The sequence below is a fragment of the Paenibacillus sp. RC21 genome (assembly GCF_044907935.1).
In the GTDB taxonomy this organism is placed as follows: Bacteria; Bacillota; Bacilli; order Paenibacillales; family Paenibacillaceae; genus Paenibacillus; species Paenibacillus terrae_A.
This window is the reverse complement of sequence record NZ_JBIYCS010000006.1, coordinates 152,581-168,080: the sequence shown is the minus strand read 5'-3', so window position 1 is coordinate 168,080 and position 15,500 is coordinate 152,581. Positions and strand designations below refer to the sequence as shown.

The window sequence follows — 15,500 nt, the reverse complement described above, 5'->3', positions numbered from 1 at the left end:
ACTCAGCCCTTGACTGAGCCAGCCATAATACCTTGAATAATATATTTTTGCATGGCCAGAAAGAATACGATCACTGGCAAGATACCCAGTACCAGTGCAGGCAATGCCAAATCCCACTGCTTGGTGTACTGTCCGAAAAAGGCATAGGTCGCGATTGGAATCGTCCGCAGCTCCGCCTTTTGCAGCACAAGAGAAGGCAGCAGATAGTCATTCCAGATCCAGAGCGTATTCAAAATAATAACCGTTACCATCATCGGCAGCATCAACGGATATACAATGCGGAAAAACACACCGTAAGGCGTACAGCCGTCTACCGTAGCCGCCTCCTCCACCTCCACCGGTACGCCTTTGACGAACCCGTGAAAGAGAAAGATGGACATAGGCGCCCCGAATCCCAAATAACAGATAACCAGACCACTGATGCTGTTCATTAAATCCAGCGTACTTACGACCTTGACCAAAGGAATCATCACGGATTGAAACGGAATGACCATGGCAGCCACGAACAGGGTGAACAACACCCGATTATAACGCGTCGGATGCCGGACCATCCGGTAAGCAGCCATCGAGCTGATCAGCGCAAGCGACAGATTACTGACCACCGTAACCACGAGTGAATTCCATAAGGCCTCGGGAAAACGTGTAATGCTCCATGCTCTGGCATAGTTACTCCATACAAACGTTTGCGGCCAGGCCGCCGAATCGGTGAGCAGATCACCAAAGCTTTTGACCGAATTGACGAATAAAAAATAAAACGGAACGAGGAATATCAAAGCGACGAGAATCATGACCAGCTCGGTCACCCATGTTCCGGCACGGTAACGCTTGCTTGTTTCCACTTACGCCTCCACCTCCCGGCTTTTCGTCAAACGCACCTGAAGGCTCGTAACAAGCGCAACAATGATAAAGAATATGAGTGCTTTGGCCGTTCCTAGCCCATAACGATTATTCACAAACGCTTCATTGTAAATATTGAGTGCGACTGACTCCGTGGAACCGAAGGGCCCCCCTTTGGTCAGTGACAAATTGAGATCGAACATTTTAAACGACCACGAGATCGCCAGGAAAAGACATACCGTAACGGCAGGCATGATCAAAGGCAGTATAATTGACCTTAATATTTGCATCCGGCTCGCTCCGTCAATTTCAGCTGCCTCCAGCATATCCCGCGGCACATTGGTCAGGGAAGAGATGTAGATAACCATCAAATATCCGGCGGTTTGCCAGATAAACACGATCACAATCCCCCAGAAAGCCGTGATCTCATCTCCCAGCCAGGGCAGATTGAAGAAAGACAAGTCCGTACTCTCTCCAATCGCTGCAAATCCTTTGACGAAAATAAACTGCCAGATAAATCCCAGCAACAGCCCGCCAATCACATTAGGCATGAAAAAAATAGTCCTCAGCACATTTTTTGTTTTCAGCGGCTTGGTTAAAAAATACGCCAGCAAAAAACCAATCATATTCGCAGCCACTACTCCAATCACCGTAAAACGGACCGTAAACCAGAACGCTGTCCTAAACTTGTCATCATCCAGTAAAATGTGACTGAAATTATCCAATCCGACCCACTTCGCCTGATTAGCAACTCCATTCCACTCTGTAAAAGAATAGTACATTCCTAGCATGAAAGGGATTACAATAATGATAACGAAAAATAACGTCGACGGCCCTACGAAAATCCATTGCTGGAGCCATTGCGACGATTTGGCGCGGTTCAAGCCGATCCCCCCTTTGTTGTCTGTTGGTGTCTGGAGCGCTCCTTACGGCTTCCTCAAGCAGCATGGGCGCTTTGACCATTCGATTTGTGGTTCACATGTTCATTATGTCGAATAAGCGCTCTGGAGAACACGCAAGATCGTGAACCATTCAGGGGGAAAATATTGACCTCCGGCTTGCCTTGAATTGTGAAAGGAGCTATTCGCATGAAATTCCACAGCATTCGTTCTCGCCTGATCTGGTTTCTCTTAATTGCGGTTACTCTGCCGCTGCTGCTGTCGATGACTATGACCTTCATTCTTACCAAGCAATCCTTGCGAGAGCAGGCCACACAAGAAAATGAACGACTTATTTTTCAGGGAATTACGAATCTGGATAACTATTTACAGGGATTAAACCGCGCGTCCATTGGAGTCTATAATGATCCTCATTTCCTGCGCAACCTGGCTAAAATTCCGAATGATTACCGGGCCGTTGCCGAAATTTACACCACGCTGCAAACGATGATGAATGCTTCGTCAGGCATCGATCAGGTGTATTTGCACTCTTTTGAGGCCAGGCAATCTACGCTGATTACCAGCACAGTCCCTCTACGGGAATTCCGGCTGGCACCCTTTCCCGGCTCCATTCATTACGGCTCTTCCGGATTGTTCATCCAGCCTTCACATACGAAGCATTTGTACGGCTTTTCGGCGGTTTCCTATGCAGAACACGACACACAGCGGCAGGTATTTACACTCCATCGGGCGATTCAGAACATTCCTTCCTCAGAGATGCTTGGGGTGCTTGCTATGGATGTTCGTCTGGACCCGCTGCGTAGCATTTGCCGTCAGTTGTACAATGCAGATACAGAGGAACTGTTTTTGATCGACCGGAACGGAACGATCATATATAGTGGACAGGAAGCGTCGATTGGAACGCGCTGGAAGGAATCCGGCCTGCTTAATCGAATTTCTAAAGAAGGCAAGCACGGAGTCATTGAAGATGATACGGCATTGCAGGTGTACGGCAAGCTGGATGCCAGCCTGTCAGGCTGGACGCTCATTAAGAAAATCCCTAATCGCACGCTTTATTTACGGGCCACCCGCCTGACCCAGATCAATGCAGTCATTACAGGCGCAGCGTTGCTGCTCGTCATTGTTGCCACCTTGTGGATTTCCATCAAAATCACGGAGCCCATCAAGCGACTGACCCGCTACATAAACCAGATTCAGTCCGGTCAATTGGATGTAGACATCCGGGCCATGAGCAATGATGAGATCGGAGTGCTGTCACGCCGCTTCAGACAGATGATGGATACCATCAACAACCTCATTTTACGGGAATACAAGCTCGAACTGGCGAACAAGACACATCAATTGAAAGCGCTTCAAGCACAGATTAACCCTCATTTTTTATACAATACGCTGCAATCTATCGGAACGCTGGCTCTACAGCATGAGGTGCCGCGAATCTATTCCCTGCTCTCTTCCCTTGCCAAAATGCTCCGCTATAACATGCGGGATCATACAGTCGTAACACTTAAGGAAGAGGCCGAGCATGTAAAGCAATATCTTGATTTGCAAAAAGAACGCTTTGGCGAGCAATTAGAGGTCACTTACCAATGGGATGATGGGGTCCTGGATGATCAGGTGCCCAAAATGATTCTCCAGCCATTAGTGGAAAATTACTTTAAACACGGTGCTGATCCGCGGCTGGGACATGGTGAAATTCGAATTGCGGGCTGCCGGATTCGGGAAGGAATCGTGAAGATTACAGTGGAAAATAATGGGATATCGATTCCACAGGCTGAGTTGGAGCATCTCCAGCATATGCTGAAACGTCCGCTGAAAGCCTATGAGGAACCGAACACCAGCGAGTCGGATTCTATCGGACTCCGTAATGTGCTGCTGCGCATCCAGCTTCACTCCGAAGACGGCTCTAATACCCTGTATGTAGACAATATTCTGCCTCATGGCGTTCGTTATACACTCGAAATTCGTACCGAAGCTCATACCGAAATTTATACTAAGGGAGAGTGACCTGTCATGAAAGTCCTGATTGTGGATGATGAAAAGCATGTGCGCCATGCCATTCGAATGCTTGTACATTGGGAAGCTTGTGGCGTGACTGAGGTCATTGAAGCCGAGTCGGGCGATCAGGCGATTGAGGTCATCACCGCCCTTTCGCCACCCGTTGTACTCACGGATATGCGGATGCCTGGCAAGGACGGGGTGGCCCTAATGGAGTGGATTCAGGTGAATTCCCCCGCGACCAGAGTCGTGGTGGTCAGCGGCTATGACGATTTTGAGCTGGTCCGGCAGGTCATCCGGCGGGGAGGCATGGACTATATTCTCAAGCCTGTGGACCCGGTGGAGATTAACGAGGCTTTAACGAAAGCCACTCAAGCCTGGCAGACAGCGGAGCAAGACCGGAACAGGCACACGATGCAGGCGATTGAGGTGAACCGGATGAGGCCGCACTATGCCGACAAGCTCCTGACCGAGCTGGTATCCGGTACGGCGAATACCCATCTTTCCATCACGCCCTTACGTGAGGAACTGCATCTTCCTGCGGCTATTCATATGTGCAATGCAGCGGTGATGAGCACCACTCAACTGAATGCCGATATGCTGGACAAATACAAGACGCGGCACACGCTTTTGGGCTTTTCCCTGATTAACATCTGCAACGAGTTTCTCGGGAATTCCCAAACCGGAATTGCGTTCCGCCATCTGGAGCGTATGGACGAAATTATTCTGCTGTATTGGGGCGAACCGTCCCGCTGGCCGCTGCTCTTACAGGATATCCACACAGGGATAAGAACGACGTTGCGGTGCTATATGCACATCGGAATCGGCTCTTTCGGTGCCTTTCCCGTGGCGGCGGCCACAGCCTACCAGGAAGCACGGCAAGCACTGTGGAAACGAGATGTGCTGCAAGCAGCAGACTGGCTGCACAACAGCTTTCTAGCACGACAAGCGGTGCGTCTTCCCCAGCTTCCCGAGATGGAGGAGGAGCTTCGGCTTAGTGCACTCAGTTGCAACGCCAGTCGTATAGCTGCGGCGGCTGGCCGCTGGATATCAGCCGTAGCCGAGCTGCCTTTGGTTACGGCTGAGCAACTGGTCGGCTGGAATCAGGAGCTGGACTGGATGCTGGCCCGCTGGCTGAACGACAGACCCGGCGATGCGGCAGGGGAGGAACTGGCAGACGAGCACGGCTCCATCCCTGCCCTGCCGATCGACAAGCGGGGCTTGCTATCCCTGCCCCTATGGCAGAAGCTGGTCGAGAACCGGCTGCTGGCAGCTGGGCAGGCCCTTACACCAAGCCATAGCCCCAGCAATCCTGTTATCCGTGATATTGCCCGCTATCTGGATGCTCACTACGACGAGGACATTTCCCTACAGGATATGGCGAGCCGTTTTTACCTCAGTCGGGAATATATCTCTCGTAAATTCAAGCAGGAATACGGCGTTAATCTGTCCGAGTATCTATGCCGGATCAGGATGGACAAAGCGAAGCTGCTGCTGTTAAACGACAAGCTACGCCTTCATCATATTGCCGGTATGGTCGGTTATCAGGACGAAAAATATTTTGGCAAGGTATTCAAAAAACTGGAGGGCGTCACGCCCGGCGAGTTCAGAAGGCGCCATTCTGTAGATTCTCAGCCGTTAACGCATACAGCACATGATCTTCCCAGACACCATTAATCTTCAAATAGTTTAGAGCCAGCCCTTCCCGGCGAAATCCGGCCTTTTCCATTACTCGATTGGATGGCGTATTTCTCGGCATAACCCCGGCCTGTATACGGTGCAATCCCAATTCATTTATGGCGTAACGTACAACATCCTTTACTGCTGAGGTGGCGTAGCCTTGTCCGTGATGTGGAGGATCTACGAAGTACCCCAGATTCGCATTTTGAAAAGGGCCTCTGGCCACGCCTGATAGCTCCATTCTGCCGATCAGCTTGTCATTTTCCGGCAAAAAAAGTCCAAACGTATATCCCTGCCCGGCTTGCGCAGCTTCAAGGCCGATGGAAATCAGGCGGGCCTGTTCTTCCAGCGTAAAGTAAATTTCAGGCCGTTCCGGCTCAAATGGCTTAAAAAAATCAAAATTTTCGCGTCTAATCTCCAATAATCGTTCTGCATCACTTACTTGTAAAAGTCGAATCCGTAACCCGGGATGGGTGGACTCTATCGAAAAAGAACCATTAGCTTCATGTAACATTGTCATTTTCCTTCTTTCTCGCTATTCATATGTTTCGTACTCACGGGACACAAGACAGGAAAATACCCCGGATGCTTGGCAGCAACCCAGGGTATCCCTTCAATTCAAAAATTAATCCGTAACAGGCATCCAGCCAGGCATCGTCGTCAGCGCACCCCACAGGTAGTCCGGAATGACCAGTTCCTGTTGAGCTTGCTTGGACAATGTCTTACGGATCGTATCTTCAGTGCCGTGCTGAACCTTCTGAACCCATTGCGGCTCCATCAGAAGCGGACGTCCCAGTGAAACCAGCGGTACACCTGTCTCCAGCGCTGCAAGTGCATCGTCCGGTGTATTCAGCGACCCAACTCCCATAATCGGCACGCGGTTTCCAACCTTCTCATGGATGAGAACGGTACGTGAACGTTCGTCGCTACGATCACGGAACGAACCGCCGAAGAAATGGTTAACGGAAATGTGCAGGTAATCCAGCCCTTCATCCGCCAGACGGTCTACGAGTACCAGCGTATCGTCCACCGTAATGCCTGGTGTATGTCCTTCCTCAGGAGACAAACGATACCCGAAGATGAACGGCTGCTTCGCATGCGCTGCGATCACTTTCTTCACTTCGTGGACAACCGCCAGCGGGAAGGTCATACGTTTTTCAAGGCTTCCTCCCCATTCGTCGGTACGAAGGTTGGAATGTGGGGAGAAGAACTGCTGCACCAGATAACCGTTCGCGCCGTGAAGCTCGACACCGTCATAGCCCGCTTCAATCGCGCGGCGAGTCGCTTCGCCATAGGCACGGATGACACGGTGAATATCATCAGTGGTCATTTCACGCGGAACAGGTGCGCCTTCTTTTTCCTCAGCAACCGCGCTTGCGCTGATCGGCTGTCCGTCCGGTATTTGATCCGGTGGGCACGAACGACCGCCATGATAAATTTGCAGAATCGCTTTTGCGCCCTCCTGATGAATCGTGTCGGCCAGACGACGCAGGCTCGGAATCATTTCATCCTTGTCCGCGCCAAACTCATTTACAAAGCCTTTACCATCTGGAGTCACGTACACGCAAGCGGTAATGACCGCACCTACACCGCCGGAACGTTCACGGTAGTAAGCCAACTCCTGGTCACTGACCTCACCATTTTCATGAGACGCAAAGTTGGTCATCGGTGCCATCGTAATACGATTTTTCAACGTAACGCCAGATGGCAGGGTAAAAGTATCAAATAAAGGTTTATATTTCGGGTTCATTCGTTTTCTCTCCTTCAGTTTAAGTCAGATCAGATGAGGCTGTAAACCATGAAGCCTGCCTACTGTGACTTGCTTTAATTGCTTACTTTAATACAGTGGTTATAACAACCACAGTATAATGATCCGCCTCCATAAAGTCAAATCTAACCTTTTGACCTTCCTTAAACTATCCGGAAAATCTGAACCTTAGCCACTTGTCATAAGCCACCGACAGTAATTCAATTGTTCCTGGCTGTGCTGTCCTTTTCTTCCCGACGGGAAAACCAGGTCGCAAGCAGCGAGCCGGAAATATTGTGCCACACGCTGAAAATGGCACTCGGCACAGCAGCAACCGGATTAAAATGAGCCGCTGCCAGCGCAGCGCCCAGCCCGGAATTTTGCATCCCTGTTTCCAGTGTAACGGCTTTGCGTTTGGACAGATTCATTCCGAACAGCTTGGCAAACCAATACCCGAGCAGGAACCCGATGCCGTTATGCAAAATCACCACAGCAAAAATAATCGGGCCGGTTTCCAAAATCTTGCCTTTGCTGCCTGCGACCACAATCGCCACGATCAGCACAATAGCCAGCGTCGATACGAGCGGGAGTGCCTTGACACTTGCTTCGGCCTGTTTGCGGAACAACGATTTGACGATAACCCCCAGCACAATCGGTACAATCACCACGACGAGAATATCCATAATTAGCGACTTTGCATCAATATTCATCCACCTTCCAGCAAGCAGGCTGATCATGGCCGGGGTTGCCAGTGGCGCGATCAGCGTCGACACCGAAGCAATGGATACTCCCAGCGCCACGTCGCCTTTTGATAAAAGGGTCATTACGTTGGACGCGGTGCCGCTCGGGCAACAGCCTACCAAAATAACACCAACAGCAATATCTGGCGGTAGCTGCAATACCACTGCCAATGCAAACGCCAAAAACGGCATGATCAGATAATGTCCGACTACACCAATAGCCACATCAACCGGCCGCCGGAATACTTCACGAAAATCAGCCGAGGACAGCGTCATCCCCATACCGAACATCACGATGCCAAGGAATAGCTGTATGTATCCTTTCAGCCCTGTAAACGCCGCAGGAAAGAAAAATCCCAGACATGCAAATAAAAGTACCCAGATCGAAAAGGTTCCTCCTATGAACTTCCCCGCTTTTTCCAAACCATTCATTCTCCTATCTCCTCACTTCTAGTACTTAAAATTTTTATCATTGGATTACATATGACTGCATATAAACACACCTTTTTAATAAAATATTTGTAGCATGAAACTTTTCCCGGCAAGGACATATTTGGTAGCAAAGTGGGTATATTCATAGTATAAGATTGTGACCAGTCGGTCATTCCACGGTTCATCATTCATTGAGGAGGAGAGGCCCTATGTCACGAAGCCATTTATTGAAATGGTGGAATATCATTGCATTTATTGCTGTCATCGTTGTTAACATTCTGGCTTCCACACTTCCCATCGGCGGAAGAAGCACCGCTGCCGTATCCAACATGTACCCTACCCTGCTGACACCTGCGGGTTATGCCTTTTCCATCTGGTCGGTTATTTACTTGCTGCTTGCCTGCTTTGTTGTGTATCAGGCTACATCGGCAGGACAAACCAAGACGAGCGTTCAGTCTATCGGGGTTTTCTTTATTTTAAGCTGTATCTTCAACATGATCTGGATTTTTTTGTGGCAGTATGTATATGTAGAGTTGTGTGTGATTGTCATTATACTGTACTTGCTCTCTCTGGCTGTCGTATATGTGCGCACTCGTACGCCACAACCAACCCTCGGGGAAATGTGGTTCGTCAAGCTGCCGTTCAGTCTGAATCTTGGCTGGATATCCGTCGCTACCATCATCAACATCACGGTGGCACTGAAAAAGAACGAGTGGAGCGGCTGGGGGCTCAGCGATACTACTTGGGCGATCATCATCCTGGTCATTGGCACCGTGCTTGCTATCATGGTCAGCTTCCCATATCGTGACAGCGTTTATCCACTTGTGTTCGTGTGGGCTTATGTCGCCATCGCCATCGAGCATCCGAACAATGAAAACGTGCGGTTGGCTGCATTCATTCTGGCCGCAATCATCCTGGTGTACTCGCTTTGGCTGTTCTTTGCCCGTAACCGGGACCGGGACTAAAGGAATCTCATCACGTATACCACAGGCATAAAAGAACTTCCATTTCCACATCAAGTGTGGATTTTGGAAGTTCTTTTGTATTCCTCAGCCTATTCGCCTTTCAAGGCGATAACTTCAATCTCCACCAGTGCATCCTTCGGCAGACGTGCTACCTCCACTGCACTACGAGCCGGATACGGCTGTTCGAAGAAAGAGCTGTATACTTCATTTACGCTGACAAAGTCGTTCATATCTTTCAGGAATACGGTCGCTTTCACGACTTGGTTCAGGCTGCTTCCAGCCGCTTCCAGAATAGCTTGTACGTTGCTCAAGGACAGACGAGCCTGCTCTTGTACATCTTTACCGAACTCACCTGTTGCCGGATTCAGTCCAAGCTGTCCTGAGGTGTAGATAAAACCACCCGCCTCTACAGCTTGGCTATAGGGTCCGATAGCGCCGGGAGCTTTTTCAGTGGCAATTGTTTTTTTCATATAGGTTGAATTCTCCTTCCTGATACTGGTTCTCCGTATTATAGCACGGGAAGTCCAAAGCCACTATTTCGCATGAATGAATTACCGCATAACAGGCCCCCCCAAGGCACCCTGTTATGGTTGTGCTTTATTTTTTCATCCTACACGGTAGTACAGTAGGTTTACACATTTTTATCGGCACCCGTTACTGTGCCGGGTTCATCCTCACCGGGTGCCAGCTCGGCTCCGATGACCCGAATGATATCATTCGGATAAATATGTACGCCGCTCGCATGCGCGAGAGCGATTCGTACCATAGCCCGTGCGATCACCGAGGCCGGGATGGCGCGGTAGGAAGCCAGTTTGCCTGTCATCATGCCATCCAGTGCCTTCATCACGACAGCTGCGGCGGCTTCGCCAAAACGATGTTCGGGCCTTGTGCCTAAAATCAGCGACGGACGGAACAAATGCAACGCAGGCAAGCCAATATCGGCAAGCGCCTCCTCAGCCTCACCCTTCGTACGGTTGTAAAACACGCGCGATTCCGGGTCCGCTCCCATCGAGGAGATGGCGAGCATCTGCACTGCACCGGCCTCTTTGCCCAACCGTGCGGTCAGAACCGGATAGTCCAGATCCACCTGACGAAACTGCTCCTTGGAGCCAGCCTTTTTCATCGTCGTCCCGAGGCAACAAAAAACATCAGCAACCCCCTCGAAGGCGGATGCCGCTTCCTGCGGCTGCTCCCAGTCGATGAGTGCCTGCTCCAGCTTGGGATGCTTGATTTCCAGCGGACGTCTGCCCACAACCATGACGCGGCTGTATTCCTTTTGCACCAGCAGCTCCCGTACAACATAACCTCCGACAAGCCCCGTTGCACCCACAACGACCGCTTTACGTTCCACGATAGACCTCCTTTATGCCTGTAACCTATCTGCTCCCGCACCTGTGTTATTAGGCTAGTTTAAACGGCTGTTCGCCCGCCTCCCTGCTTTCAGACGGACACATGGGCAGGTACAGGGAAAATGTGCTTCCCTTGTCCTCCTCACTCTCCAAACGGATAAAACCGCCCAACAAGCGGGATAAATCACGGCTAATCGACAGTCCCAGTCCGGTTCCTCCATATTTTCGGTTAATGGAACCGTTTGCCTGCTGGAATGCCTCAAAAATAACATGCTGCTGAAGCTTGGAGATACCGATACCCGTATCTTTTACCGCAATTACAACCCAATCTCCCTCCTGCCCCTTTCGTTCCAGATGCTGTGTGCTGATCTCCAGCAATACACGTCCCTCATGAGTGAACTTAAAAGCATTAGATAACAAGTTGCGCAAAATTTGCTGTACACGTTTGGGATCGGATCGAATTTCATCCGGTATATCACCATGCTCCTTCAAGCTGAATTCAAGCTTCTTGTCCTTGGCAGTGACTTCAAAATGCATCATCATCAACTGCGCAATCTCGCGTACGCTGACCGGCTCACTGACGATTTCCATCCGCCCCGCCTCAACTTTGGACAAGTCCAGAATGTCATTGATCAACTGGAGCAAATCATGCCCCGAGGCATAGATCAGCTCGCTATACTGGTAAAGCTCGTCCTCATCCAGTTCTTTTCCCTGCTCGTTGATGATCTGCGCCAGATTAATAATGCTATTAAGTGGTGTACGCAGCTCATGCGACATCGTTGCCATAAAATCCGATTTATATTGGGAAGCCACCATTAACTGTCTGGCCCGTTCTTCCAAAATGATTTTCGTCTTCTGTAGCTCATCGCGTTGTTCCGATAATAGCTGATTCGCCTGTATAATCTGATAATTACGCATCTGCTCCATCTGAAAATCACGTAAAATCAGCGCAAATAAAAAGCTGAGTACAATGCCGATAGGCAAAGTGAGAGGGACAACTTCCGCCACATAATAGTGCCATGGAATGACGCCCAGAAAGGCAATATTCAACGTATTTACGATATTAACCGCTAAAATGGTCACCGATGCCTTAATAATCAGACGGCAGGTGGAACGGCGCATCCAGTAGTTCAATCCGGCGCACAGCACGCCCAGAATGCTCATATTCAGAAAACCGGCCCACGCCGCCATATTCACACCGAAGGTAAATCTCGTAAGCCCGATCGCTACCCCGATAATAATAAGCGTATAGGAGCGGGGATACACCAACGCCGCGATAATTAACGGCACAAAGCGCAGATCAAAAATAACCGTCTCGCTAAAGTTAAAACCGAAGCAAGAGCTAACCCATCCGCCAAATACCACCAGCAGTACCGAGCTGATATATTTAAATCGCGAAGAGGTACGACTCAACCCATATTTATAAATCACGTTCGCCACATAGGCAACGGCAATCAGCATCCCCAGATTCATTAGAAACATCATTGAAAACTGCATGGAATCACACTCCCATAGCGCGAAAAATTGGATGCCAGGCCTATGCTGACCGCTTTTGCTTTTCTCGTATATCATAACATGAAGCTTCAGCTTTCGACATGTCAAAAGATGCGTACATCCCTATATAAAAAAAGCGAACCGCAACGGCTCGCCTGGTGGATATACAGCATAGGGTCAACTCATGATGCCTTTGTTCCGGCGCCATTCATCGACAAATAATTCGGCAAAGTAAGGGTCCCACTGGGTTCCTTTTCCGTCTTCCAATATCATAACCGCTTTTTCTTTCTGCATACCCTTCCGGTATGGGCGGTCAGACGTCATCGCATCATACGCATCCGCTACCGCAATGATCCGTCCAAATAGCGGGATATCCTCCCCGCAGAGCTGGTCTGGATATCCTTTGCCATCATAACGCTCATGGTGCGAACGCACGCCGGGCAAATAAGGAGCCATGGCATCGGCCGGCTCCACCTGGCGGAGAATGCTTTCTCCCATGACCGGGTGCATTTTAATCTGGTCAAATTCCTCGTCCGTCAGCTTGCCATCCTTGAGCAGCACGGCATCGGCTACGCCGATTTTGCCGATATCATGCAGTAATGCCGTTTTGCGCAAAAGGTCGAGCTCCGTCTCGTTCAAGCCGCCCCTTCGCCCAATAATCACCGAGTATTCAGCCACACGCAAAGAATGTCCTGCGGTATAAGCGTCCCTCGCATCCAGTGCTGCCGCCAAGGTGGCGAAATAACTTTCCTGTAGCTGACTGTTTTTGTCTTCCCGTTCCTTCAATCCCTCGACCATGATGTTAAAGCCTTCAACCAGCTTCGCAAATTCGTCAGAGTACAAATCGCTAGCCTTATCGTTCAGGCGGCCTTCCTTCACTTCATTCATCTTTTCCAGCAGATGGTGAATTGGCTGCTCAATCTCACGGGTTAACAGCCAACCTCCCAGATAAGCAAAGGCCACACCAAATAGTAAAATCGTGCCCGCCCATAACCAATAGGAGCTGGAAAGTGCCTCATCCAGATGTTCCAGCCGAATCTGCGTAGCCAGGCAAAACAAAAACAGCGGAAAAGCACCAATCAACGTTGCACTCAGCTGAAATTTGTGCCGGAGCGATAGTAATACCTGTCCCCGAAGCGATATGTTAATTCCATATTTCTGATAAGTTCGGTCTCTAATTTCTATCAGCAACGGACGGATCGCCCTCATCGTCAGGAAAAATTCAATCATCGCGTGCATCGAAGCAACCAGGCAAGCCCCTATACAGGCAATTCCCACATAATAGAAGGGCAGGGTGAGCTGTCTGGTATGAATCATCCATATGGCCATACCAGCTGCCGGGATGGAAAAACCGAGCAAATGCGGTCCCATAATACGTAACACAGACAGATTAGGCAGACGGTGAATCCGTATATACATCGCTTCTACATCCTCGAACGTCGTCCGCTTATCCAGAAAAAAGTGACGAACCGGTCCCAGATGCATCCGAAATACCAGCGTTTCACAAGCAATCATAATAATACTGGAAAAAGTAATGATCTTCATAAGACCTAAAAATTCATAATGGGCTACATTTAACGTGGAAAATATAAAAATCGCGCCCACCAACAGAACAGCTATAAACGAACCTATAATATAGTTCAGGATAACATGCTGAATAAAACGCTTATAGATCGGCAAAATGCTACCCTCTTTTCATCCGTACACTCACAAAATATCTTATTTATTCAATATCGGAGTCCGGTCGGCAAAAGTTAACCTTCTTGCTTGAGCAATCTGCACAAATCCTATAAGTGCCTTTTAATCAACCATATATAGATTGAAACACTTAAATCCGTCTACATATCTCACCTGCGAGTGTAAACATTTAATTCTGCAACATGCTGCTTAACGAGCATTGTGGATGGAAGCACTGCATTGGGAAATTGGACTATTACAATGGATGATAAAAAGAATAAAATAATTCATGTTAATATTTCTTTAGTTTGGTCTAATGGACAAAAGGATACCTTTAATTATCCAACAAATGGAGCTAAAGTGACTTTTACAACTAAATAGCCCAAAAAGAGAACACAATTACTCCTCAATTCTTGTGTTCTCTTTTTGTCTTAGTACTAAGTATTTGTTATTGTGTTTTTATAGAGGAGGAATAAAGATGAAACTATTTGAAGAGATTTTAAATAATCAAGAACAAACAACTATCGAAAATAACAACAAGACCACTATTTTTGATAGACCTAGCATTAAAAAAATTAAAATAAATGAGACTATTGAGGAGAATCTATCAGTATTGGCTCAATTTTTTCTTTTGCCATTCGAAACAGGTGATTCAAATGCCGTTTTACATATTCCAGTTTTTGATGACGATACTAAAGTGCAAGTATTACAAGAGATAGGGTCACATTTTGAAGAGTGTAAAATCGTTGAGTATAAGGAGCATGCTCAAATTATGTTAAGTAAAGTAAGGGGTATTTCAAAAAGGTTTATTGAAAAAGTGATGGACTCTGGTGAAATAAATCCAATTGCATATAGTTTGTACAGAAATAATTCTATGGGTATTAATTATTCGGAAGAGAAAGAATACAAAGTCAATATTGAGTTGATCCAGAGGTCATCTGAAAAATCAATCATTGAGTTGTGGACATTCTTAAACAATACCTTTATAAGAGAGGCGGGGGAATTAGTTTTACTACCGCACCAATGGTATCTAGGTGAAGCATTTAAGGATTATTTAGCAGTAAGATGTTTTGCAAGTGTATGTAAATCAATGAGAGTATCTGTAAATCCTGTCGATAAAGCAATTATGTATATATCCATTAGTTAGAATCAAAATATTATGACTTTTTTTGAGCGGAATTTAACCGCTTTATGATCTGCCGTTGGACTTTTCATGTGGTAAATTTGTATCATGGAAAATCAAATACGGAACACACCACAGCTTTCGAGCCTTGGTGATCAGGTTGGCCAGTGGGCGTTGCCTACTATGTCCGTGAAGACAAGGCTTATGCCAAAGGCAACAAGTTGGATGGCCAACTCAACACCGCCAGTGCTCAAGCAGTTTGCGGCTCTGGAGCGCTAATACAGTCTTATCCGTCATTTTTTCCAATCTATCATCAAAAAAACCAGAAATGCCTTGCATTTTATAATCGTTCTTGCTATACTATTGAAGTATGTATTAAACCCCATAGGATTCCGCGCAACAAGCTATACTCCTAATCACCGCATGGAGCTTCTCCAAATTTTATGTATAACCCTAATGTAGAATTTTGAGCTTTTGCCGAAGATTTTCACATTCACACTGGCGCGGTCATCGGAGCCGCAAGGACGAAAGAGAGGTAGGGCTTTTGTCGTTTGGAAAATGA

At 48.1% G+C, this 15,500-nt stretch carries 14 protein-coding genes; 5 read left to right on the top strand and 9 right to left on the bottom strand.

Features of this window, described 5'->3' with window-relative positions; translation table 11 throughout:
* Positions 1-2: 2 nt before the first annotated feature.
* Positions 3-839: a carbohydrate ABC transporter permease gene (locus tag ABIA61_RS19755; RefSeq protein ID WP_283654479.1), complete on the bottom strand. Its 837-nt coding sequence runs from the start codon at positions 837-839 to the stop codon at positions 3-5.
* On the bottom strand, positions 840-1,721 hold the full coding sequence (locus ABIA61_RS19750) for a carbohydrate ABC transporter permease (RefSeq protein WP_044646534.1): 882 nt from the start codon (positions 1,719-1,721) through the stop codon (positions 840-842).
* Positions 1,722-1,925: 204 nt separating this feature from the next.
* Here ABIA61_RS19750 and ABIA61_RS19745 point away from each other — a divergent pair, with 204 nt between their 5' ends.
* Both ABIA61_RS19745 and ABIA61_RS19740 read left to right on the top strand, forming a co-directional pair.
* Positions 1,926-3,740, top strand: coding sequence for a cache domain-containing sensor histidine kinase (locus ABIA61_RS19745; protein WP_404581149.1), 1,815 nt, complete (start codon positions 1,926-1,928; stop codon positions 3,738-3,740).
* Between the two features lie 6 nt (positions 3,741-3,746).
* Positions 3,747-5,408, top strand: a complete 1,662-nt coding sequence (locus ABIA61_RS19740) for a response regulator transcription factor (protein WP_283654477.1) — start codon at positions 3,747-3,749, stop codon at positions 5,406-5,408.
* Here ABIA61_RS19740 and ABIA61_RS19735 read toward each other — a convergent pair.
* The 3 genes from ABIA61_RS19735 to ABIA61_RS19725 form a co-directional block, all read right to left on the bottom strand.
* The gene (locus ABIA61_RS19735) at positions 5,338-5,925 is read right to left on the bottom strand and encodes a GNAT family N-acetyltransferase (RefSeq protein ID WP_283654476.1); all 588 of its coding nucleotides are present in this window, start codon (positions 5,923-5,925) and stop codon (positions 5,338-5,340) included. The two genes, ABIA61_RS19740 and ABIA61_RS19735, sit on opposite strands and share 71 nt — an antisense overlap.
* A 111-nt stretch (positions 5,926-6,036) precedes the next feature.
* The gene (locus ABIA61_RS19730; protein ID WP_404581148.1) at positions 6,037-7,161 is read right to left on the bottom strand and encodes an NADH-dependent flavin oxidoreductase; all 1,125 of its coding nucleotides are present in this window, start codon (positions 7,159-7,161) and stop codon (positions 6,037-6,039) included.
* Positions 7,162-7,379: 218 nt separating this feature from the next.
* A complete protein-coding gene (locus ABIA61_RS19725; RefSeq protein ID WP_404581147.1) occupies positions 7,380-8,330 on the bottom strand; it encodes a bile acid:sodium symporter family protein in 951 nt (316 codons plus the stop codon).
* Between the two features lie 209 nt (positions 8,331-8,539).
* On the opposite strand from ABIA61_RS19725, the gene ABIA61_RS19720 reads away from it, so the two are divergent.
* Complete coding sequence (locus ABIA61_RS19720) at positions 8,540-9,295, top strand: tryptophan-rich sensory protein (RefSeq protein ID WP_283654473.1); 756 nt, start codon at positions 8,540-8,542, stop codon at positions 9,293-9,295.
* A gap of 89 nt (positions 9,296-9,384) precedes the next feature.
* Here the strand turns inward: ABIA61_RS19720 and ABIA61_RS19715 are convergent, their stop codons facing one another.
* From ABIA61_RS19715 to ABIA61_RS19700, 4 genes are all read right to left on the bottom strand, one after another.
* Positions 9,385-9,765 (bottom strand): RidA family protein, encoded by a 381-nt coding sequence (locus tag ABIA61_RS19715; protein WP_014279543.1) that lies wholly within the window; start codon positions 9,763-9,765, stop codon positions 9,385-9,387.
* A gap of 161 nt (positions 9,766-9,926) precedes the next feature.
* A complete protein-coding gene (locus ABIA61_RS19710) occupies positions 9,927-10,646 on the bottom strand; it encodes an NAD(P)H-binding protein (RefSeq protein WP_404519791.1) in 720 nt (239 codons plus the stop codon).
* Between the two features lie 49 nt (positions 10,647-10,695).
* Complete coding sequence (locus ABIA61_RS19705) at positions 10,696-12,141, bottom strand: ATP-binding protein (RefSeq protein ID WP_404581146.1); 1,446 nt, start codon at positions 12,139-12,141, stop codon at positions 10,696-10,698.
* A gap of 174 nt (positions 12,142-12,315) precedes the next feature.
* Positions 12,316-13,818, bottom strand: coding sequence for an HD-GYP domain-containing protein (locus tag ABIA61_RS19700; protein WP_404519794.1), 1,503 nt, complete (start codon positions 13,816-13,818; stop codon positions 12,316-12,318).
* A gap of 219 nt (positions 13,819-14,037) precedes the next feature.
* On the opposite strand from ABIA61_RS19700, the gene ABIA61_RS19695 reads away from it, so the two are divergent.
* Positions 14,038-14,196 carry a hypothetical protein gene (locus ABIA61_RS19695; RefSeq protein WP_404581145.1) on the top strand — a complete coding sequence of 53 codons (159 nt, stop codon included), beginning with the start codon at positions 14,038-14,040 and terminating at the stop codon, positions 14,194-14,196.
* Between the two features lie 97 nt (positions 14,197-14,293).
* Positions 14,294-14,962, top strand: coding sequence for a hypothetical protein (locus tag ABIA61_RS19690; RefSeq protein ID WP_404581144.1), 669 nt, complete (start codon positions 14,294-14,296; stop codon positions 14,960-14,962).
* Positions 14,963-15,500: the final 538 nt, after the last annotated feature.